Origin of the sequence: Chloracidobacterium sp., from assembly GCA_016716305.1 — a bacterium.
GTDB lineage: Bacteria > Acidobacteriota > Blastocatellia > Pyrinomonadales > Pyrinomonadaceae > OLB17.
Map to the genome: position 1 here is coordinate 633,994 of JADJWP010000002.1, position 22,169 is coordinate 656,162.

Annotated in this window: 23 protein-coding genes and 1 tRNA gene; 12 read left to right on the top strand and 12 right to left on the bottom strand. The window is 51.8% G+C overall.

Annotated elements, in window-relative coordinates; translation table 11 throughout:
• Positions 1–9: 9 nt before the first annotated feature.
• The 3 genes from IPM28_04720 to IPM28_04730 all read right to left on the bottom strand — a co-directional run bounded on the left by IPM28_04720 (position 10) and on the right by IPM28_04730 (position 1,387).
• Complete coding sequence (locus IPM28_04720; GenBank protein MBK9172297.1) at positions 10–291, bottom strand: hypothetical protein; 282 nt, start codon at positions 289–291, stop codon at positions 10–12.
• Positions 291–1,004 (bottom strand): hypothetical protein, encoded by a 714-nt coding sequence (locus IPM28_04725; protein ID MBK9172298.1) that lies wholly within the window; start codon positions 1,002–1,004, stop codon positions 291–293. The genes IPM28_04720 and IPM28_04725 overlap by 1 nt, the downstream gene beginning before the upstream one ends.
• A gap of 173 nt (positions 1,005–1,177) precedes the next feature.
• On the bottom strand, positions 1,178–1,387 hold the full coding sequence (locus IPM28_04730) for a helix-turn-helix domain-containing protein (protein ID MBK9172299.1): 210 nt from the start codon (positions 1,385–1,387) through the stop codon (positions 1,178–1,180).
• A gap of 159 nt (positions 1,388–1,546) precedes the next feature.
• Here IPM28_04730 and IPM28_04735 point away from each other — a divergent pair, with 159 nt between their 5' ends.
• Together IPM28_04735 and IPM28_04740 are read left to right on the top strand one after the other, a co-directional pair.
• Complete coding sequence (locus tag IPM28_04735; GenBank protein MBK9172300.1) at positions 1,547–2,185, top strand: hypothetical protein; 639 nt, start codon at positions 1,547–1,549, stop codon at positions 2,183–2,185.
• Positions 2,185–3,354 (top strand): site-specific integrase, encoded by a 1,170-nt coding sequence (locus tag IPM28_04740; GenBank protein ID MBK9172301.1) that lies wholly within the window; start codon positions 2,185–2,187, stop codon positions 3,352–3,354. Before IPM28_04735 ends, IPM28_04740 begins: the two co-directional genes overlap by 1 nt.
• 269 nt (positions 3,355–3,623) lie before the next feature.
• Here IPM28_04740 and IPM28_04745 read toward each other — a convergent pair whose 3' ends face one another.
• The 6 genes from IPM28_04745 to IPM28_04770 form a co-directional block, all read right to left on the bottom strand.
• Complete coding sequence (locus IPM28_04745; GenBank protein MBK9172302.1) at positions 3,624–4,403, bottom strand: PorT family protein; 780 nt, start codon at positions 4,401–4,403, stop codon at positions 3,624–3,626.
• Between the two features lie 195 nt (positions 4,404–4,598).
• On the bottom strand, positions 4,599–5,843 hold the full coding sequence (clpX, locus tag IPM28_04750; GenBank protein ID MBK9172303.1) for an ATP-dependent Clp protease ATP-binding subunit ClpX: 1,245 nt from the start codon (positions 5,841–5,843) through the stop codon (positions 4,599–4,601).
• A 69-nt stretch (positions 5,844–5,912) separates the two neighbouring features.
• Positions 5,913–6,500: an ATP-dependent Clp endopeptidase proteolytic subunit ClpP gene (clpP, locus tag IPM28_04755; protein MBK9172304.1), complete on the bottom strand. Its 588-nt coding sequence runs from the start codon at positions 6,498–6,500 to the stop codon at positions 5,913–5,915.
• 149 nt (positions 6,501–6,649) lie between these two features.
• Positions 6,650–8,080, bottom strand: a complete 1,431-nt coding sequence (tig, locus tag IPM28_04760; protein MBK9172305.1) for a trigger factor — start codon at positions 8,078–8,080, stop codon at positions 6,650–6,652.
• Positions 8,081–8,239: 159 nt separating this feature from the next.
• Positions 8,240–8,324: transfer RNA gene (locus tag IPM28_04765), tRNA-Leu, on the bottom strand.
• A gap of 59 nt (positions 8,325–8,383) precedes the next feature.
• Complete coding sequence (locus IPM28_04770) at positions 8,384–8,647, bottom strand: hypothetical protein (GenBank protein ID MBK9172306.1); 264 nt, start codon at positions 8,645–8,647, stop codon at positions 8,384–8,386.
• Between the two features lie 111 nt (positions 8,648–8,758).
• Between IPM28_04770 and IPM28_04775 the strand changes: the two genes are divergently transcribed.
• The gene (locus IPM28_04775; GenBank protein ID MBK9172307.1) at positions 8,759–10,261 is read left to right on the top strand and encodes a UDP-N-acetylmuramoyl-L-alanyl-D-glutamate--2,6-diaminopimelate ligase; all 1,503 of its coding nucleotides are present in this window, start codon (positions 8,759–8,761) and stop codon (positions 10,259–10,261) included.
• A gap of 42 nt (positions 10,262–10,303) precedes the next feature.
• Here the strand turns inward: IPM28_04775 and IPM28_04780 are convergent, their stop codons facing one another.
• Together IPM28_04780 and IPM28_04785 are read right to left on the bottom strand one after the other, a co-directional pair.
• The gene (locus IPM28_04780) at positions 10,304–10,645 is read right to left on the bottom strand and encodes a PilZ domain-containing protein (GenBank protein MBK9172308.1); all 342 of its coding nucleotides are present in this window, start codon (positions 10,643–10,645) and stop codon (positions 10,304–10,306) included.
• Entirely contained in the window at positions 10,629–12,116 is a 1,488-nt protein-coding gene (locus IPM28_04785) for an amino acid permease (GenBank protein ID MBK9172309.1), read from the bottom strand. Before IPM28_04785 ends, IPM28_04780 begins: the two co-directional genes overlap by 17 nt.
• A 195-nt stretch (positions 12,117–12,311) precedes the next feature.
• Here IPM28_04785 and pabB point away from each other — a divergent pair, with 195 nt between their 5' ends.
• The 9 genes from pabB to aroC all read left to right on the top strand — a co-directional run bounded on the left by pabB (position 12,312) and on the right by aroC (position 21,383).
• Complete coding sequence (gene pabB, locus IPM28_04790; protein MBK9172310.1) at positions 12,312–13,640, top strand: aminodeoxychorismate synthase component I; 1,329 nt, start codon at positions 12,312–12,314, stop codon at positions 13,638–13,640.
• A 71-nt stretch (positions 13,641–13,711) separates the two neighbouring features.
• On the top strand, positions 13,712–14,158 hold the full coding sequence (locus IPM28_04795) for a biopolymer transporter ExbD (protein ID MBK9172311.1): 447 nt from the start codon (positions 13,712–13,714) through the stop codon (positions 14,156–14,158).
• A 115-nt stretch (positions 14,159–14,273) separates the two neighbouring features.
• Positions 14,274–15,077 (top strand): J domain-containing protein, encoded by an 804-nt coding sequence (locus tag IPM28_04800; protein MBK9172312.1) that lies wholly within the window; start codon positions 14,274–14,276, stop codon positions 15,075–15,077.
• 84 nt (positions 15,078–15,161) lie between these two features.
• Positions 15,162–15,425, top strand: a complete 264-nt coding sequence (gene rpsT / locus IPM28_04805) for a 30S ribosomal protein S20 (protein MBK9172313.1) — start codon at positions 15,162–15,164, stop codon at positions 15,423–15,425.
• A gap of 139 nt (positions 15,426–15,564) precedes the next feature.
• Positions 15,565–16,266 carry a queuosine precursor transporter gene (locus IPM28_04810; GenBank protein MBK9172314.1) on the top strand — a complete coding sequence of 234 codons (702 nt, stop codon included), beginning with the start codon at positions 15,565–15,567 and terminating at the stop codon, positions 16,264–16,266.
• A 99-nt stretch (positions 16,267–16,365) separates the two neighbouring features.
• Positions 16,366–18,672 (top strand): ATP-dependent DNA helicase RecG, encoded by a 2,307-nt coding sequence (recG, locus tag IPM28_04815; protein ID MBK9172315.1) that lies wholly within the window; start codon positions 16,366–16,368, stop codon positions 18,670–18,672.
• A 6-nt stretch (positions 18,673–18,678) separates the two neighbouring features.
• On the top strand, positions 18,679–19,230 hold the full coding sequence (gene rsmD / locus IPM28_04820) for a 16S rRNA (guanine(966)-N(2))-methyltransferase RsmD (protein ID MBK9172316.1): 552 nt from the start codon (positions 18,679–18,681) through the stop codon (positions 19,228–19,230).
• A 12-nt stretch (positions 19,231–19,242) separates the two neighbouring features.
• Positions 19,243–20,160: a DMT family transporter gene (locus IPM28_04825; protein ID MBK9172317.1), complete on the top strand. Its 918-nt coding sequence runs from the start codon at positions 19,243–19,245 to the stop codon at positions 20,158–20,160.
• A gap of 56 nt (positions 20,161–20,216) precedes the next feature.
• A complete protein-coding gene (aroC, locus tag IPM28_04830; protein ID MBK9172318.1) occupies positions 20,217–21,383 on the top strand; it encodes a chorismate synthase in 1,167 nt (388 codons plus the stop codon).
• 106 nt (positions 21,384–21,489) lie between these two features.
• Here the strand turns inward: aroC and IPM28_04835 are convergent, their stop codons facing one another.
• Positions 21,490–22,014 (bottom strand): prepilin-type N-terminal cleavage/methylation domain-containing protein, encoded by a 525-nt coding sequence (locus IPM28_04835; GenBank protein MBK9172319.1) that lies wholly within the window; start codon positions 22,012–22,014, stop codon positions 21,490–21,492.
• Positions 22,015–22,169 lie beyond the last annotated feature (155 nt).

Below are 22,169 nucleotides of genomic sequence, written 5' to 3' on the forward strand. Positions count from 1 at the left end.
ATCCTCCTCTTAATTCTCGGCCATCTTCGACCAATCGACTGACATTTGATCAAGAACTTCCCGAACTGATTGCCGTGTCTCGGTCCTAGGCTCGAGACCGCACTTCTTACGCAATTCATTCTCGAACAAATCGCCAAGGCCCATGTTCATTTTCTCAACGGCAAGGATCAATGGTTCCGGCTTGACACCGATCATCTCGAGCAACGATTGCAGCAAAAATGCGTTGACGACCGTCAATGCCTTGAGATCGGCGAAATTTTCGATTGCAATTATTTTTTCCCTTTCCAACATCAAATTTCCCTCCACAAAATTTCCGGATCTGCTACCCCGCCGGCTTCGAATGCTTCGACAAGGTTTTTCAAATAGGTTCTTTGCAGCCAGTCGGCTGTATAGGCATCGGCTGCAAGTGTGATCGTGTTGCCCTCAATCCGTTCAAGCCGGAGACCTGCGAACCAATCGCGATACGAAATCGCATTGATCCGGGCTTGTAGTTTGGCTTCGGCTTTGCTCCAAACTTGCTGTTCAAAATCCGAAAGCTTCCCGATTCCCTCTGAATAAGTAATCAATTTAGGTTTAAGATTCTCTTGTGGCGAATCTGCAACTTCTTGCTTTTCTACATCTTGATTTCCTACATCTTGCTTTTCCGTAAGTAGTGTGTTTATCGGGCTTTCGTCTATTTCCGCTTTTTCCGTAAGTAGAGCATTTAAGCCGCCAAATTCATCAATTATGTATTCCCATTCGACGATCTTGTTTTGCTTTCGGATAGCGGTGCGTTTTACATAGCCGGTTTCGATAAGTTCATTGAAGCACGCGTAAACAGCATCCCGTCCACCCGGCGTTAATGCTGCAAGGCCCTCGATCGAATAACGCCATTTCGGGCTGAGGGACATGACCGTCGCAAAAAAACCACGAGCCTTCCAACTCACACGTGTGTCCCGAAAGATCGTTTTTGAAATCTTCAGAAAATTAGATAGATGCTCACGCTCGACCTTCGTAACCTTCACGCGCGACACCTCCGAAAGGCAGGAACCGGCGAAGGCCGCCGGCCGCATGGCGGGTGAGGAAACTTTGCGCTTAGAAGCTCCGATTGTGGTAAAGTAGCAGACATCGTTTCGAGGCCGGGCAAGGCAAGAAATTCGAAACATGAAAGGCTCGCATCCGCGGGCCTTTTTCACTGTTATTGATCCGTCGCCGCGGCACCACGCAAGCCGCCGTTCCGAATGAACTCTTCGAGCTTGAGTAGATCGTAGCGATACTGACGCTCACCGAGCACGACCAGAAAACCGTCAAAGGCCCCAGAACGAGACCGCTCATATACGCTTCGCTTCGGGATCCCAAGGATCTCCGCGACCTCATCCGCATTACCAAGTCTCTTTTCAACAACCATATCGAGTTAAGTCTCCTAAAATGTCACACTTTCTGTTATGTTCCGTTTTCGCCTAATCAGTGCTTGACGCGAGAATAACAACATTTGTATACTGACTTCAACGGATAAGTTTTAATATAAAGTGTGACATCCGTGGCTGCAGTCACATTTTCGCGTTGTATGAAAGTAGACGAACAACGAGAGCGGGCGAGCTTTTTCCTCGAGATCGTGAATTTACTGCCGTCCGATCTTGATCCCGGAGAGATTTTGCCCGGTATTGACACCTTCGACCCGGTGCTTGTCGCCGAGCCCATATCCGCGATTCGCGAATGGTTGCGGCGGTTCGAAAAGTTTCCCGCCTTCGTCGACTTCATAACCAACAATTCATTGACATTGCAGAACGCTCGAAATCAGCTCTTTGTCTTTCGTCAGTTTCGGTCGATGATCGAAGCCATCCTTGATTTAGGTGCTAAAGAAAGAGGCGAGCGAGTCGAATCGGTTGGCCGGGATCCTGACAATAGAAGGCAGTTAATCTATTGGGGCGGCCTCCGGCACACCGGGACTTTCAGCCTTCCGTGCGAACTGCTGAGCGAAAGAAGCGACGGGTTCGAAAACCCGCCGAAGCTAAAGGTTCAACCTGGGCACCGGATCAACGACTTGCAAGGCCTGGATCCACGGCGGTTCAAGCGATGCCCGATCGCGACATGTCGTAAGGCGTTCTTCGCAACCCGGCTTTTCACGAAATCCGGTCATGCTGAATGCTGCTCGGCAAAATGCGGGGCGACCTATCGAAAAAAACGTCAGCGAGGTCTCAAATAATGGCAGGTCACATATCGAAACGCGGGCCTAATACATGGAGAGTTCGGATCACATTCGGAACCGATGCCGCCGGCAAGCGGATCACCTTTAACAAGACGATCCACGGCCCGAAGAAAGCGGCCGAAAAATACCTTCGCGACAAACTGACCGAGAAAGACACCGGGACGTTCATTCAGCCTTCCGCAGAGTCGCTCAATGCGTATCTGGATCGATGGCTCGCAGATAGTGCGAAGCCGCGGCTCGCCGAAAGCACCTTCGAGAATTACAAGTATCTGCTCGGCCTGTACGTCCGGAAGGCCCTCGGTGCTCGTAAGCTCGCCGACGTGCGGCTTCTGGATATTCAGCGGCTCTATTCTGATCTGACGGCTGCCGGTCGTTCGCCGCGGACCGTGCGCTATGTTCACGCGATCCTTCGCTCTGCATTCGCCCAGGCGATCACGTGGCGGCTGATAGCCGTCAATCCATGCAGCGGTGCGGACCTTCCGCAAAGGTCACACGCGGAAATGAAGGCATTCTCGCCCGACGAAGCTAAACGGTTCCTGGCCGCTGCTAAAGCCGATCGGTTGTCCCTGCTCTTCATGTTCGCACTCGAGAGCGGTATGCGTCCGGAAGAGTACCTTGCGTTGAAATGGGCTGATATCGATTTTGCAAACAATACTGCGACGGTACAGCGGACACTCGTTCGCAGAAAAACGAAAGGCGGCGGCTGGTATTTCGGAAAGCCGAAAACCGCGAAGTCTCGCCGATGCGTTCCAATGAGCCGTGAGATCTTTGCGAAGCTCAAGGATCACCGGACCACCCAACTTGAACAAATGATGCGCCTCGGCAGCGAATACGATCGGAACGATCTGGTTTTCGCTAATGACTTCGGCGGGCCGCTCGATCTTAAGAATATAAGGACGCGGAACTTTGCCCGGATACTCGAAGCCGCCGGGCTCGGGCATTATGAAACGGTCGACGATGAAAAGGTGTTTATTCCGGGCTTTCGCGTTTACGATCTAAGGCATTCAATGGCGACGTTGATGCTCGCCGATGGTGTGCATCCCAAGATCGTTTCCGAACGCCTTGGACACGCCTCGATCGTTTTAACGTTGGACACTTATTCGCATGTGCTGCCGAGCATGCAGAAGGACGCGACCGCCCGGCTCGGTGCGGTGCTGTATAGCTAAAAAATGGGAACCAAATGGGAACCGAACTTGCCAAAACTGACTGTAACGCACCGAAACAGAGTATAAGGCTAGAGCCGCGAAATGCCCGAATTTACGGCACGAAACGCGACTTATCGCAACTAAAACGAACAATGAAAAACTCGCCGTTGGACACTACGAATCAAGGGGTCGCATGTTCGAATCATGCCGGGTGTACCACAATTCGTTATGAAAAAGGACGGCATCCGTGCTGTCTTTTTTTGTTTCGTGCAAGAGTTAGTTAATACGTATCATCTTCCTTTCACCTTGAAAGCATAGCCAAATGAAATCACGAGATTACCTGTCCGGCTCTTGCCGTTATTTATTGTGTCTTTTTGAAGTGTCGTCAGGCCATACGAGGCCCGAACGTCAATAAAGAGGTAGTCCTTTTTATAGGGAAACCGAACACCACCACCACCGGTAATTCCGAAGTTCACTCGGTTAAGGCTTTCGATCACATCGGTATCGGCGTCGAATGGGATCGGAGGAAGCGGTTGGTTTGTCGGGGGTATCAATAGCGGAGTCCCATTTCGATCGACATAGATCGTACTCGATCCTCGAGTCTCCTGCGTCGCCTTCAACAGGAAACCGGTATACGGTCCGCCGTTTATGTACGGCTCAGGGCCTGATTCGCGACGCCATGTATATTTGAACATTACAGGAACTTCGAGATATTCGAGTTTTGCCGTGTTCTCAAAATCTGCAAAGTAGAATGCTCCTGGCGGCAACGGCGGAAGGCCGGGCAGTGGCTGAGTTATCGGCTGAATCCCGTCTCGCTTGCCGCCCTGGGGCGCATAATCAATCCCGATCTGAATGGAGACTCGTTTTGTAAGCCCAACATCTGCAAAAGCGCCAAAATTTGGAGCCAGCCGCGATTTGTAATCACGTGTTATCTCCTGTTCATCGCCGCTAACCAAATTAGGCAAACTGAATCCGCCCTTGAAACCGACGAAAGCCTCTCTTTCTTCTGATTGGGCATCGGCCGCGATGTGCGAAAAACAAAGGAGGAGCGCGAATAGGGTTAAAGACACAAAAGCTCGATACGATCTTTGCATTGGATCACCTCGATAGATTGCGACTAACAGACAAATCGATCTCGTCGTTTGACGAGAGCCATTCACTGGACGTCTCCGGCAAAAACGAACAACCGGAGAGAAGCTAATTGTTGCAGGGACTTAAAGTCGGATAACAAGGTTCGAAGAACTGCCATTCGGCGTACAAGACACCTACGCGGCCTGATCGATCGGAGCGACGATGTCGAAGACCGGCGTCTTACGTTCGACCATTTCGCGTGTGATGAAAATATCCTTGACCTTTTTCTCAGACGGAAGAACGTACATCGACTCGAGCAATATCTCTTCCATTATCATCATCAATCCGCGTGCTCCGACCTTACGTTTGTGGGCTTGCTGGGCGATCGCTTTCAACGCACCCTCAGAGAACTTAAGGCTGATGTTGTCGAACTCGAACTTCCTTTGATATTGACGGACAAGAGCGTTCTTTGGTTCAGTTAGGATCTTGATAAGCGCGTCTTCATCAAGTTCGGAAAGCGTCCCGATCACGGGAAGGCGGCCAACGAATTCCGGGATAAGGCCATAATGGATCAGGTCCTCAGGCTCAAGCAGGCTGAAAGACTCGTTGCGACGCTGTTTGCTCGATTTGACATCAGCCTGAAATCCGAGCGACTTATTGCGAAAACGTTTTTCAATGACCTTTTCAAGGCCGATAAATGCACCGCCGCAAATGAAAAGGATATTGGTAGTATCAAGTTGGGTAAATTCCTGCTGCGGGTGTTTGCGCCCGCCGCCCGTCGGGATGTTCGCGACCGTTCCCTCGAGGATCTTTAACAATGCCTGCTGAACGCCTTCGCCCGAAACATCGCGGGTGATAGACGGATTGTCGTCTTTGCGACAGATCTTGTCGATCTCATCTATATAGATGATGCCTTGTTGAGCACGCTCGACGTCATTCCCAGCGGCCTGAAGCAACCTGAGAAGAATATTCTCGACGTCTTCGCCCACATAACCAGCCTCGGTGAGGCTAGTCGCGTCGACAATGCAAAAAGGGACGCTTAGTTGTCGGGCAAGAGTCTGAGCGAGAAGAGTCTTGCCTGTTCCAGTAGGCCCAATAAGAAGTATGTTCGACTTCTGAAGTTCGATCTCGCCGCGGCGTTTCGCGAGTTCGAGGCGTTTGTAATGTTGATATACGGCGACCGAGAGCCGCTTTTTAGGCTCGTCCTGACCGATCACATATTCATCGAGAAATGCCTTGATCTCCTGCGGCTTTGGCAAGTTCGCCCGATTTGCCGCCGTCGCGGTCTGTTCGTCATCATTGATGATCTCGTTACAGATATCGATGCACTCATTGCAAACGTAAACGCCGGGACCGGCGATGAGTTTCTTGACGTCGTTCTGCGATTTGCCGCAAAACGAGCAGCAAAGGAGTTCTTCGGGTCTGCGGAAATTTGCCATATTTCAGAGAAACCGGGCTACCGTCGCGGCGACTTTCGAACCTCGAGGTACTGCAACGATACCACTACCTTACTTTTCCCGATGCTCGATCACTTCATCAATAAGCCCATATTCTTTGGCCTGGATCGGCGAAAGGATACGATCACGTTCGACATCGAGCTCGACCCGTTCGAAAGACTGGCCGCTGTGATGAGCCAGGATCCGTGACGTCATCTCTCGCATTCTCAATATCTCTTCGGCCATGATGCGAACGTCGGTCGCTTGTCCGGTCGCTCCACCCGATGGCTGATGTATGAGGATTCGCGAATGGGGCAACGCAAAGCGCTTTCCTTTTGTTCCGGCTGTGAGCAATAGAGCACCCATCGAAGCACATTGGCCAACACAGATCGTCGTCACATCGTTCTTGATGAATTGCATCGTATCGTAGATAGCCATACCCGCGGTGATCGATCCGCCGGGGCTATTGATATAAAGATTGATATCACGTTCGGGATCCTCGGCCTCCAGGAAAAGCAATTGCGCGACCAACAAATTCGCGATCTGATCGTCTATCGGCGTACCGATAAAGATAATACTGTCCTTTAACAGCCGTGAAAAAATGTCGAACGCCCGCTCACCGCGGGAGGTTTGTTCGACGACCATTGGAACTAACGCCATATTGTTTCTCTCAGATTGGACTTTCGTTCAAGTAGTGGCTTAACTCTTAAACGATAACTTATTGTAAAAACGGCCGATTGCAGATTTTACACAGATTCATGAAAATTGCAAGGCATTGAACAATTGCCTCATCTTTCTTCCCGAAAACGCTACTTGGTCTTTGCCGACCTCTTCCTTTCGGGCTTTGCATCAGCGGATGCCTCATTTTTTTTCTTCGCCGACTTTTTCGGCTTTTCGGTCGAAACAACCGGCTCGGGCGCATTTTCGTCGACCCATGGTGAATCTGTGACGTTTGCGTGTTCGATGATCGCTTCGATCGTCTTGCGGGTCTTCAGGTTGTTCTCGATCGTGCCCAAACCACCCTGTTTCTCCAACGTCGCACGAACCTCGTCGGGTGACGTTCGATAGTATTCCGCGATCTTCGCGAGTTCATCATCGATCTCGTCATTCTCGACGACGATCTTTTCAGCTTCGGCCACCTTGTCCAACAGCATGGCCCCGCGAACATCTCTTTCTGCTTGGGTTCGCATCTGTGAGAACGCCATCTGGATGAAATCATTCTCGACCTTGTTCAAATCTACACCACGCTGCTGCAGGTCCTGTGCGAAATTGTTTAGCAGATTTCGCGACTGATTCTCTATAAGAGTATTCGGCACCTCAAACGGATGCGATTCGATCAATCGAGCGATGGCTACATTGCGAATTCGTGCGTCGGCATCCGATTTTGCATAGGTCTCGAGATCGGCTCTCAGCTTATTGCGGAGATCGGCCATCGATTCGTAACCCTCGTCCAGGCTCCTCGCCCAGTCGTCGTTAGCTTCGGGGGTTTCCATCAAGCCGACCGATTTGATCTTCGCTTTATAATGAACCGTCTTGCCCGCAAGTGCTTGAGAAGAAAAATCCTCTGCATAAGACACCGTGAATTCCTTTTCTTCGTCGGGCCGGACGCCGATCAGGTTTTCGGTGAAGGAACTCTCGATCATTTCATCGCCAAGTTTGACCTCAAGATCCGAAGCGGTGATCGGCTGACCTTCCGGATCATCGGCGAACGTACCTTCCAGATCCGCGATTACCGTGTCCCCGATCGCTGATGCGCGGCCCTCGACCGGAATGAGCGCTGCCTCCTGGCCAAGGCGGTTTGCAATCAGGTCTTCGATCTCTTTTTCTTCAACGGGCTTGATCTGACGCGACACCTCGATCCCTTTGTAATCAGGCATCGGCACCTCGGGCATCACTTCGACATGTACGTGCAGTTTTATCGACTCAGAACCATTTACTTTAACATTTTCAACGTTGTCAATATGTAAATGAGGTTCGGCGAGCGGCTGAAGTTCATGTTCACGAATCGCCTCGGTCACCTTTTCGGGAAGTAGAAACTGAAGCACCTCTTGCTTGATCTCTTCCTTGAAACGGACGCGAATTACATCAAGCGGAGCATACCCCTTTCGAAAACCAGGAACAGAAGCGCCTTTTGCATAGCGCTGGCTGACCTTGCCGTATGCGTCCTTAAGCGACGAAGCGTCGACCTCGATATGAAGTTCACGCTGTGTCGGAGAGATCTCTTTTATTTCGCTTTTCATTAATTGCCTGAGAATAAGTCTATTATCAAACAAGAGGATAACCAAGCGACGGGCAAAAGTCGAATAACCTGAAAATCAAAAAAACCCGTTGGCGAACATCGCATTTAGCAAAATGACGAAGGGCGTCATCTTCGCGCGTCCACGAACGGGCCTTGAACTTGGTGCCGAGGGCGAGACTCGAACTCGCACGTCTTTCGACGCTAGATCCTAAGTCTAGTGCGTCTGCCAATTTCGCCACCTCGGCAAGAGATCCGGCTACGGCAATATCGAATTTAGCCAATGATGCCGAAAATGTCTAGCCACTTACTTGTTAAGGTATTTGCGGTCGTATTCTTCCCACGACATGTTGAAATCGCGGTCCTCGATCTCGCCGTATGCCGAGCCCGAACCCAACGCATTACTCTCGAGTCGCTTGAAAAGGCGATAGCCTCCGTATCCGACCGCTGCAATGAGCCCGATCCAGAACGCATAACCCAGCAGCGACCAAACAATTCCAAGAAGCCAGAAGACCGCAAAAACTCCGAACACGAGTGCGAGTATTGCAAGAATGACCTTAATAAAATTCATGTCCAAACCTCCGTCGTTGACTACTATACGAAATTTCTGCTGCGATGTTCGTTTGAAAATGCCATCTATCGTATAATCCTCTTCTCGAATCCAAGTTCTACCCGATAAAAATTGTCGATACAAGAAACTAACTCAAGATCCCTTTCTGACGACCTCGGAGCCATTCATTACGGTTCCACGGTTTCAAGGACGACGGACGTTACCCACGATTCGCGTCAAGTCCGCGAAGGCACGCTTTTCGTTGCGATCAAAGGAGCGACCGTCGACGGCCATCGTTTCATTGAAGATGTCATGCGTCGCGGAGCCGCAGGCATAATCTCGGAGTACGATCCGCCGGAGGCTTTCGAAGGGATTTGGTTGAAGGTTAGTGATGCCCGGGTCGCATTGGCAAAGTCCGCGTCAATAATTAATGGCCACCCATCGCACAAACTCGACCTCGTTGGCGTTACGGGAACTAATGGAAAGACTACGACGACATATCTTTGTTACGCATTGGCCGAAGCGTCGGGCGTAAAATCCGCGATGCTGACGACGGTTGAATACCGGATCGGCGAACGATCCGAAGAAGCGATCCGGACAACGCCCGAAGCGAGCGACACCAACCGCTTCCTCAGACATGCGGTGGACGAAGGATGCGGCTTTGCAGCTATGGAAGCTTCCTCGCAGGCGATCGACCTTCATCGCTGCGATTGGCTCCGGTTCAAGATCGCTGTATTTACGAATCTCACACAGGATCACCTCGACTACCATCTGACGATGGAGAACTACTTCGATGCAAAGAAAAAGCTCTTTGACGGAAGGCTCGGAGAAAAACCGGCGTCGAGTGTAATTAATATCGACGACGAATGGGGTTCTCGGCTAGCGGACGAACTGAAAGCTGCGGGACAGAGGGTAGTCACAATTTCGCAAGATGCCGCACGTCGTTTTGCCGACCTCACGGCTGAAAACGTCATGGTTTCTTTGTTAAAAGGGACGTCGTTTCTTTTGAAGACTCCCGAGGGAGAACGGACCGTGATCTCCCCGCTCGTTGGCCGCCCTCATGTTTATAACATGCTCGCCGCATCGGCGACGGCGCTCGAGCTCGGCTACAGTCTTGAGGACATAGTCAACGGGCTCTCAAAATGCATCGGCGCTCCGGGTAGGTTCGAGCGTGTGCAGCACGATGGAGATTTTGCGGTCGTGGTTGATTATGCCCATACCGACGACGCATTGCTAAATACACTGAGGACGGCAAAGGAGCTAACCAAAGGCCGCGTGATAACCGTTTTCGGCTGTGGCGGCGACCGTGACAAAACAAAACGAAAGCCAATGGGCCGCGCTGCAGGCAGCCACAGTGACATTGCCATAATAACGTCAGATAATCCGCGAACGGAGGATCCGCTGAAGATAATGGATGAGATCGAGTCTGGACTTAAGGAGACCGGTACCGAGTATTTGTCGATCTCAGACCGACGCGAGGCGATCAACAAAGCGATCTCGCTTGCGTCTCCCGGAGACGTCGTGATCATCGCCGGCAAGGGTCATGAGAACTACCAGATCATCGGCAGCGATAAGTTTCATTTTGACGATCGTGAGGTTGCGCTTGCGGCTCTCGAAGCGCTCAAAGAGATTTGAGGCAAATATACTTTGCTGTTCCGGCGTCCATCGGTTGTGATCCTATTTTTGAACTTCGCGGTTCCTTTTGACAAAATCGTCTAAGAATTGCCGCTGATGGTCGGTCATTTCGACGAACCGCATCGCAAATCCGATCTCAAAAACGTGATTATTGATCTCGCCGGCGAGACGCATCGAGGTTCCATCTCCGATCGGTAGATAAATGAACACCTTTTCACCGTTTGCAAAATCACCGGAAGTCAAGACAAAGCAGCCGTCGCTGCTGATGTCACTCATTGTACCCGTGCGGATACCAGCGTGATTCTCCCATTCGATCTCACATGAGACCCTGAACCTCTCCGATTTTCTCCGTTCTTCGCCGCTGCGTCTATCCGTTATTGCCATCTGCTTCTTCCTCCGCTTCAACAACGCTATTACGGTTGAGAAAATAGTACACGGGCAAACCTAATATGATCAGGAACAGTCCGGTTACTGACTGTGTCGGATTATTGATCAGTGTACTGACCAGCAGCCATCCCGCAACAAAAAGAAATACGATCGGGACGACCGGATATCCCCATGCTCGGTACGGTCGTTCCATATCCGGGTACTTGCGCCGAAAAACAAAAATCGATGACGTGATCAACGCATAGAAGATCCACGAACCGAAGATAACGTAATCCGTCAGCGTGTCGAATGAACCTGACAATGCCAGAACACTTGCCCAAACGCCCTGGAACAATACACCGTTGATCGGAACCGCATTGACCGATACCTTCTTGAACTGCTTGAGCATTAAGCCGTCATTCGCCATCGCATACGGGATGCGAGAGGCGCTCAAGATGGATGTGTGAAGGGTTCCGAGCGACGATAGCATCAGGCCGACGGTGAAGATCGCAACTGCGAAGCCGGTAGCAAAACTCGCAAGATCGCCACCGAAGAACTTGCTGACAACGACCATCGCAACCGATGAATCTTTTGAAACCGACGCGATCGCGGTCGGGTCAAGCACGTAATAGTAGGCAATGTGAACGGTCACGTATAACACGATGATCAAAAGCACACTTCCGATGATCGCCAGCGGGATGTTCCGTTTCGGGTCCTTGACCTCACCAGCTACAAAAGAGAGGTTGTCCCAACCATCGTATCCCCAAAGCGCCCCAAGCATAGCCGCCCCAAAACCTGCGAGAAATGTATATTCGGCAGAACCGAATCGGACCGACTCTGCAACGCCTTCGCAGGTTCCTCCGGTGTCCATCAATGAAAAATTGTCGAATGTTCCGCCGGTCACAAAGATGAATGCACCGAGTCCGACAAGTATCACGAGACCGATCTTGATCGTCGTTAGCGCGGTCGCGATCTGGCCGCTAAGGCTCACCGAAAGGCAGTTTAGTGTCGTAAAGATCGCTATCACGACCACCGCTATCAACTGAAGGGATGTGATCTCATAGGAATAGCCGGCCACGCTCGTTTGAAAAAGGATCTGCTTAAGGGCTCCGCCTAGATAATCATTCAGCGCGATAGCGAATACCACCGCGACACCGGCCTGAGAACCCGTCCTCGCGATAAACATCTGCATCCAACCGAATAGGAAGCTCGAAAGCCGCCCGTACGAGTCCCGAAGGAAAACATAAGGCCCCGCAGCATGCGGCTTCATCGCTGTGAGTTCGGCGTACGTAAGTGCTCCGGCGAGCGATAACAAACCTGCCGCTATCCAGGCCGCAACGACCCAGTTCGGGCTGCCGACATTGCAGGTCATCACCCTCGCTTTAAGAAAAACGCCGGTTCCGATCACATTACCGATGATCACAGATGCCGCGGCCGCAAGCCCCAAACCGCGAATAAGGGTATGCTTGTCAACGGATGTAGAATTCATATTTTATTCCGGGGAAAACCGAACGATCCAGACTGCGTCATTCTAACTTCATTTTTCCCATAACGGAAACGATCATCTTGACCCAGCCGGTCAATTTATCGTACGGTCGACCGCTCACGAAAGCCAAAGGGCTTATAATTGACGCAAAGTCTTAGTACGTCTGACATCGTTTGGGAATAGAACTGCGATCACTGCATGCGATACTCGTCGCGACAACTTGATATCACTATCGGGCACCTGATTGATTCGCTTTCGCTGATCTGCAATGTGCCTGGTTTTAGTGTTCTCGATAGCTGTGGCGTGGCCCATCTGGGCTCACACTTACTCATTATCGGTGTAGATCCGGTCGAAAACTACGAACTCGAGGGCACAGCGGAAAGTGTCCTGGAAAGAACTGAACAGCTGATCGGGCGATTTGGACTCGCAGCAGTTCTCACGTTGTCATACGACTTTGGCCTGAAGATAAACGGAATAACAAAGCGGCCGAAAGGGTTTAGAACTTCATCCGAACCCGATCTTTTCATTGCCGCTTTTGAATGCCTGATCGTCCATGATTACGATACAGGAGTAACGATCATTTCTGGGAACGAAAGCAGATTTGATCGCATTGAGTGCTTGCTGCTGGATTCTGCCACGCCGCATCCGAAGCCGATCACAGAGCCTGGCACGGTAACCTCAAACTTCGATAAACAGTCATACATCGACGCTGTCGAAATGATAAAGGAATTTATCCGCAGCGGTGACACGTACCAGACAAATCTCACTCAGCAACTGACTGTCGAAGTCCCTATCGGGCTGACCGCTTTCGAAATCTTCAAACGTCTCCGGGCTCAACATCCGGCACCCTTCGGAGCATTCATCGAGCGCGGCGGGTCAAGCGTCGTCTCAGCTTCTCCGGAGCGGTTCTTTCGCATCGCTGACAATAGTGTCACAACGTCGCCCATCAAAGGTACGATACGACGAGGCGCTGATCTTGATGAGGACCAGCGGCTCCGCTCTGAACTGATGGCTAGCGAAAAGGACCGTGCTGAAAATACGATGATCGTTGACTTGTTGAGAAACGATCTCGGACGGATTTGCACATACGGCAGCGTGAAGGTTGAAAGCCTTTGTGATGTGGAAGAGCATCCTTCACTATTCCACCTGGTCTCGACCATCAGCGGTGAGCTTCGCAGCAACGTCTCCTTTTCGGAAATTATTCGGGCTGTATTTCCCTGCGGATCCATCACCGGTGCTCCGAAGATAAGGACGATGGAGATCATAGATCAGATCGAAACCGCCGACCGCGGACTTTCAATGGGCTCGATCGGAATCTATATTCCAGAAGGCTTTCCTGGGCTTGAGCCCGCAATTCAGTTGAACGTCGCGATCAGGACAATGGTGATCAAAGACAAAAGGGCGGTCTTCAATGTTGGCGGGGGCATCGTTATCGACAGCGACCCGGAATGCGAGTTCGCCGAATCGATGCTAAAAGCTGCAGCGTTGTTATCGGCGATCGGATGCGAAAGCGACCAAACGACCTAGAAAGGCCGGCAGCATTTCGAACTAGGGAACAAATTCGCCGACGCGGTGTCTAACACAATGGAGGAAGAACGATGCCGCGTCCCGATATCAATGTCACACCGCTTATCGATGTTCTACTGGTCCTATTGATCATTTTCATGATCATCACGCCAACCCGTCCAAGCCGCTTCGAAGCCAGGATACCAGCCGAGCCGACCGATCAACCCGGGGTCATTAACCATCCTCACACCCTGATCGTTGCCATCGATCCGGATCAACGTCTTTTACTCAACGGCAAACATCTGGCGACGGTCACTTCACCGTCTGCCTTGATCGAGGAACTGCGAGCCGTATTTGCGGGGCGTTACGAATCCTTTACGCTATCGGGCAACGACGGATCGGGACGGCCACACATCGAACGAACCGTATTTATCAAGGCCCCGACAAAGATCGCGTACGGACACGTGGCAAGTATAGTCGATGCGGTCCGAATGGCCGGTGCCGACCCGGTAAGTCTTCAGATAGACGATCTTAACTGACGGGCATTGAAACTCGATGCAATTTGGGAGGGTTTTTGTGATACAATTTTTTCGTTAGCACGCTCATTTTTTGGGCGGCCGCACGTCGTTTTCCTCGCATCGAAAAGTTTCAATCGTGAATTATTACGAGACGCTCAAAGTTTCACAGAATGCTTCGAAGTCCGAGATCAAATCGGCGTACCGAAGGCTTGCTCGTAAACTTCACCCGGACAAGAATGACGGTTCAGAACAGACGGCCCGGGCATTCGCAGCGATCGCTGAGGCTTACGAAGTACTCGGCAACCCAGAGGATCGGGCAAATTACGACAAAAGACTTCTGGAGCTAAAGATCGACGAAACACTTAACGGTGATTCTGTTTTTGCCTCGTCGAATTCTCATGCCCGGCGATGGCGACAGTTGGTCTATGAACATCGGTATAACGAGATAATCGACCGCATGATCGCAGAGGAACGTCGTGAATCACTCGCATTGCAACGAGTGATCTTCCCGACCGTCGCCTTGTTTCTTTCAACGATGGTCGTCGCCATTTTCAAGCCTCAGTTCTTTTCAAACTCGGCGGTTATTGGGAAGATAGTCCTGGTTTCGCTGTTTGCAGCTGGCGTGATCCACCTTTACGGCCGTATTCGTGACGGCCTCGACCGATTTACTTATAATGACGATGAGATTCACGATTCGATCCTAGACGATGCGGAAACCCGAACGAAACCTTACTCAAGGGTCTTTGCGGGAGGCATCCTCGTTGGCGGAACCATCGGGAGCTTTGGTATTGGGCTGGTCATCGGAAGCTATGTCGATTTTGTTTCCGTTTCGATCCCGGCAATGTTTTCGCAAACACTGAAACCTGAATTCGTATTCTATCCGCCCATTTTTGTGCTATTTGTTGACCTCGTGCACAAATTCGCCCTTCGTGCTGACTGACGCCTGCCGCTTGACATAGCAAGCCTGGAAATCTATACTCTGGAGTTTGTCTTTTATTGGAATTTCGATCCTTAAATAACAACGATGGCAAATCATAAATCGGCAGAAAAGCGAGTTCGGCAGAACGAAAAACGGAACGCGAACAACCGCAGCAACAGAAGCAAACTTCGGACTCAGATCAAGACTCTGCGAGCCGCCCTCGCAACGGGCGACAAAGCCGGCAGTTCTGACCTGCTTAACCCAACGGTTTCTCTAATAGATAAGGCAGTTAACAAAGGACTTATCCACAGAAATACGGCTGCCCGTCATAAATCGCGGCTGACAAAGCACGTTTCAGAACTTTCGTAACAGCCACGGTCCCGGTCTTTAGCGGGCCTGTAATATTTCGATCAAAGCGGATCTGTCGCAGATCCGCTTCATTTTTTTGTTTTCCGGTTTTCGCATTTGCTAGAATCTGAGCAGTGAAACAACGGGATTCCGCAGATATCTGACGACTAAACGATACCGCTATTATGATCTTATCCTGGCCGCTTTTGTAGCGGTCATTTTGTGCTCCAACCTGATCGGTGTTCATAAGGTCTCTTACGTCGAACTTCCACTGATCGGCGAATACGTTTTCGGAGCAGGGGTTCTTTTCTTTCCCATTAGCTATCTTTTCGGCGACATTCTGACCGAGGTTTACGGGTACGCCCGCTCGCGACGCGTTATATGGGCAGGATTCGGCGCGTTGATCTTTGCCTCGCTGATGGCGGTTACGGTAACAAGCCTGCCCGCGGCCAAGAGTATGCCGCCCGAGTATGTCAACGCCGTCAACATGATTTTCGGACAGACCCCGAGGATCGTCGCAGCGTCGCTCTTCGGTTTCTGGGCCGGCGAATTCGTTAATTCGTTCGTGCTCGCGAAATTAAAACTGTTGACCGCGGGGCGATTTCTTTGGACCCGCACCATCGGCTCCACGATATTCGGCGAAATGGCCGACAGTCTTATTTTCTATCCTGTCGCTTTTCTCGGTGTTTGGCCGACCGAACAAGTCGTAAACGTGATGGTCGGAAATTATTTCCTTAAGGTCCTTTGGGAAGTACTTGCAACCCCCTTCACCTATCTCATTGTCGGATTCTTGAAGCGTGCCGAGAATGAGGATTACTACGATCGCGAAACGGACTTTAATCCATTCAAGCTCGAAAGCTGATCCTCGTGGTGCCTGCTTGAACGGCACCGAAGCAGCCGGCAAGCCTATTTGGTAAACTCTTTTCAGGCAGCAGCCGAATACCCGATGCCGAGCATTTCGTTGAAAACGCCACTCGTTGATCTGGCCGCGATCAAAGGATCTGGTCTCTCGCCGGCCGTCGCACGAAAACTCGCAGCCGCCGTTGCGGGCTTTGCGGGTCGTGTTGATCCGTACGATACGAATGTTGAGGACCTTCTTTGTTATTTTCCGGCAAGATATGAGGACCGCTCGAACCTGCTACAGATAGACAAGCTGTATGACGGGATCGAGGCCTCGGTAGAACTTTTTGTTCGTGTCTCGGGCGCATTCCAAGTTGGAAAGAATCGGGGACCGAAAAAACCACCGCTATACATTTTCGAACTGACGGGCGGCGACCGCGAACGGGTCCGAAAACCCGTTGTCGTGATGTGGTTCATTTCCGGCAAAACGGCCAAACCTGTAATCGAATACTATTCAAAGCGATTCAGCCGCGGCGTTCGGCTTGTCGCTCACGGTAGGTGGGAATGGGACGGACGCCGGAACACATTCGTCCTGAAAGTGAATCGGCCCGAAGAGCTTGAGATACTGCCGAACAGCGAGGACGACGAGACGTTCGGACTCCTTTCGACGGTATCTGATTCACAGTCCGCCTCACCAGCCCCTTCGCAAGATCGGGAGGATGAGGAACTGGAAAAGGACGAAATCCGTGCGGAGTTCGCAACAGTTCATACGGCAAGGCATGTTCCGGTCTATCGTAAACTTGGGCCGTTCCAAACAAAACGGCTTCGCGAGATCTTATCTTTTGTGGTCAAAGAACTTGATGTCGGATCGGTTGACGAAAATCTGCCGAGCGGCTTGAGAGAGCGAAACGGTCTGATAAACCGCGCGGACGCGATCACCGAGATCCACTTTCCTCCCGACTCGGCAAAGATCTCCGAATACGAGAGTTACCGCAGTAACGCTCATCGCCGACTGATCTTCGAAGAGTTCTTTTGGCTCTCTCTTTCACTTCAGTTGATCCGCGGTGAGCGACGGAAAGAGTCAAAGGGTTCGGTTATCGAGATCACCGACGAGATGAAACGTCGCATTGCCGAACTGCTTCCCTTTCGGCTTACCGAAGCGCAGCGGCGAGTCGTCAGACAGATTTTCGCAGACCTTACCTCAGATGCTCCGATGAATCGTTTGATCCAGGGCGATGTCGGGAGCGGTAAGACCATCGTTGCCTTCATTACCATGTTTGCAGCGATCGAAAATGGATATCAGGCGGCACTCATGGCACCGACCGAGATACTCGCCGATCAGCATTATCGGAACGCACGTTCATTTTTCGAAAAAGCTGGGTATCAGGTTGGTCTCCTCATCGGGAGCATGAAGGCCACTGAGAAACGAAGGATCCAGGAATCGATCGCCAAAGGTGAAATACAGGTCATCATTGGGACACATGCGTTGATACAGGACGCAGTCGAATTCGAAGATCTCGGGGTTGCCGTCATTGACGAACAGCACCGTTTTGGCGTCCTGCAGCGTGCTGCACTCAAGAAGCTCGGAACTAACCCGGACGTTCTCGTAATGACCGCGACGCCGATCCCGCGGTCGCTTGCAATGACGGTCTACGGTGATCTTGACGTCTCTCTGATCGACGAACTCCCGCCCGGCCGGACACCGATCAAAACGGTGGTAGTCGGCGAAGATAAACGTGCGGGTGTATATAGGGGCATCGAACGAGAACTGGCGCTCGGCCGCCAAACATATGTCGTGTATCCGCTTATCGAAGAATCAGAAAAACTGGACCTAAAGGCTGCGACGGCAATGTTCGAAGTACTCCGTGACGAGGTCTTTCCGAACCGCCGCGTTGGCTTGCTGCATGGCAAGATGAAGTCAGACGAAAAGGACGCGATAATGAGTGCCTTCGTTGCCGGCAATATCGACATTCTTGTATCGACGACAGTTATCGAGGTAGGCGTGGATGTACCAAACGCTTCGACGATGGTGATCGAGCATGCTGAGCGTTTCGGCTTGTCACAGCTTCATCAGCTTCGCGGCCGAGTTGGACGCGGCTCGGAAAGGAGCTATTGCGTACTTTTGACGGGAGATAAGAAAACGGCAGTCGCGAAAGACCGACTCGGAATAATGGAAGAAACGAACGATGGGTTCAAAATAGCCGAAAAAGACCTGGAGATTCGTGGTGAGGGCGAGATCCTTGGCACGCGTCAATCGGGCGTTCGATTGTTGAGGATCGCGAATATCGTACGGGATATTGAGATACTGGAAGCCGCGCGGTACGAAGCTGAACAGGTGATCTTTTCAAAGAGCCTGGACAAGGAAACGGCGAAACTTGTCGAGATCGTTCGTTCAGATTCAAAATTCCGGCTCGCCACGATAGGATAATCAGATATGCGCATCATCGCCGGCGAATTTCGTGGTCGCGTGATCAAAAGTCCGCCGGACAGCCGTACGCGGCCCACGTCCGACCGGCTTCGCGAGACCTTGTTCAATGTACTGGCGCCGCGGATCGATGATGCCCGTTTCCTCGATCTGTGCGCTGGAACCGGAGCGATCGGTATGGAAGCCGTTTCCCGCGGTGCTGCGTTTGTTACGTTCGTGGACAAATCCCGTAAAGCCTGTGCTCTGATCGAGGAAAATCTTGACCTGCTTGGAATCGCCGAAAGCAAGACCGAGGTTTTGGCTCTCGCGGCCGAGAATTTCACCGGACGCGAACATAGGTCAGGTTGGGATATCGTCTTTTTCGATCCGCCGTATGATAGCGACTATTCAGACGTCTTGTTCGATTTTGGTGCCGAAGGTTCGCGGCTTCTATTGGACGGCGGTTTATTGATCGCGGAACACCATCTGAAAAACCGGTTGCCGGACGCTGTCGGCCATTTGAGGAGATGGCGGATCCTCAAACAAGGCGAAACGAATCTGAGCTTTTACGAGCGCAGCTGAGACGAGCATCGAATGAACGTTATTGTTTGGATCATCCTTTGTCTTATCTGGGGCTCGACCTGGATATTCATCAAGATCGGGCTCGAGGAACTTCCGCCAATTACTTTTGCCGTCTCGCGTTTTTTGCTATCTGCAGTGCTTCTCGTCCCGGTGATCTTTTTCAAAAAGCTGCCGTTCCCAAGAACGGGGTCTACATGGCGTTTACTGATACTGACCGGCGTGCTGCAGTTTACGATCAACTACAGTACGGTGTTTTGGGCCGAACAACATATCACATCCGGTCTCGCGGCCGTGCTTCAGGCGATGATCACGGTATTCGGCCTGGTCCTTGCATGGATCTTTCTTCCTGCAGAGCGAATCACACCTATCAAGATCGTCGCCGTGGCGATCGGCATCATAGGAGTCGGGATCATATTTGCCGACCAATTGAGAGTCGAGAGTACGCTTGCATTCGCTGGAGCGGCAGCAATTGTCATTGGCGCATACGCAGCAGCACAGGCCTCGATACTTATTAAGGCCCGGGCCGGTGGGCTTGATCCAGTGATCATTCTTTTTGTACAGATGATCTGCGGTCTGCCGCCTTTGATCATTTACGCACTCGCTGCCGAGGGCTCGCCGTTCCATCATCACTGGGGAATGCGATCAACAGTGTCCGTCCTGTATCTGTCGATCGCCGGCACCATCGCAGCCTTCTGGCTCTATTATTGGCTTTTGGCCCGGATCGAATCTACAAAAGCGATGATGATCTCGTTGATCACGCCGTTGATCGCGGTCGTGATCGGCAACATTGTACTGGGCGAAACTCTTCCGCCACAGACGATATTCGGCGGATCGCTGATTCTTGCAAGTATCGCGCTGATCGTATTTCGTCGAAGGAAGATTCACGAAGATCCGCACCAGATAGCGGCCGTTTCAGAAATTCAAGCCTAGTGGTTTGTGAAACTCGGGCTATCCGTGGCTAGATATTCTTTCAGGATCGTCTTGATATGCATTTCAAGTTCACAACCGCTGGCGAATCGCACGGACCCGCACTCGTAACGATAATCGAGGGCGTACCCGCCGGTTTGCCGATCGATCAAGACGCTATCGATCATGAGCTATGGCGACGACAGCAGGGGTATGGCCGCGGCGGCCGCATGAAGATCGAATCTGATTCGGTCAAGGTCCTTGCGGGCGTTCGTCACGGTAAGGCTCTTGGGTCACCGATCGCATTGATTATCGAGAATCGAGATTTCGTGCACTGGCAGGACGTGATGTCGGCCGTAGAACCGGACACAGAACCTAAGAATCCGCGTGAAGTAAAGCGCCCTCGCCCGGGCCACGCAGATCTTGCAGGCGGACTGAAATTTCAAACGCGCGATCTTCGCGACATCCTCGAACGAGCGTCGGCGCGAGAGACCGCAGCCCGCGTTGCCGCAGGGGCCGTAGCGAAACAGCTTCTTGCGCAGTTTAGTATCGAAGTCCGAAGTCACGTCGCGAAAATCGGCCCCATTCCTCAACGACCGATCGATGCGGCTTGGGAGTCGATTGCCGCGATACCAGTCGATTCGCTTTTGAATTGCGTTGACCGCGGTCTCGAACGCGAGATGGTGGCCTTCATCGATGAAGCGAAGGCAAACGGGGATACGCTAGGGGGCGTATTCGAGGTAGTCGCAAAAGGGATCCCTGTTGGATTGGGTTCGCACACAAGCTGGGAAGACAAGCTTGATGGTCGAATAGCAAGGGCGATAATGTCGATACATGCTGTTAAAGCGGTTGAGATCGGCGAAGCGATCGAAAATGCAGGGCGATTTGGCTCGGAGGCTCACGACCAGATCCACCATGACGGCGAGCAATTCGTCCGGCCGACGAATCGAGCAGGCGGGCTCGAAGGCGGGATCACGAACGGCGAGGAACTTCGCGTTCGGGGTTACATGAAGCCGATCTCGACACTTCGCAAAGCCCTTCACTCGGTCGACATCGATTCCAAAGAAGATAGTCTGGCGGCATTCGAGCGATCGGACATTACGGCCGTTCCCGCAGCCGGCGTTATCGCCGAATCGATGATCGCGATCGTTCTTGCAGATTCATTGCGCGAAAAATTTGGTGGCGATTCGCTTCACGAAATGACCCGAAATCACCAAGCGTTCCTTCAAAGTGTCTCTGAATATTAGAACAGGATGTTATGCGCTGGCCGAACTCCGCAGCAATACCGAGCTGGTTTCCAGGATCGAAGCATTGCCGATCCGAGTTCGTCGTTGCTCTCTTGTAATTTCCGGCCTAATTGTTTAACGGCAGAGCAGCGGCGACCGCCGCAGCACCCGTGCCGTCCAATACACAGTTTGCATTAGCAGGAATATCCGCCGAGGCCGAAAAGATGACGCCGTCGGTTGCAACAGCAAAATTGCGAGTACCGGTCGTGGTCACTCCGACAGTCGTCAATGGAACGCCCCGCGCACAAAAACTGGCAGGTCGAGCCGGCGTCGAGCTGCTTACGCCACCTGTGAACGAGAATCCGCTTTTGATGCCGGTCGCAAGTACGGGATCGATCAGTCGGGCAGTACCGAGTTGCGCGAACGAAACGCTGTCGAAAGCAGCGACGGTCCCTGCATAATTCCCGCCGCCGAATGTCGATGCATAAGTGACCTGTGCGCTATGAACCGTTCGAAGTGTCGAAATCGCCGATGCCTCGTTCGACGCCCGTCGCGATGCGAGAAGGTTCGGTATCGCGATCGCAGCGATTATGCCGATCACGACCACCACGATCAGTAATTCGATCAGCGAGAACCCTTTTTGGTCTTTCATTTTTTTACCACCTCCAAAAAAGCGGCTGAGATGGAAGACTCGGCCAATAACCACGAAACGATAAATCAATAATCGTGCCAGAACTCTGACAATGGCATCGATTCTTTCCGATCAGGAAAAACCCGGCGAATAAGTGCTCTGTTCGAGAACTAAAC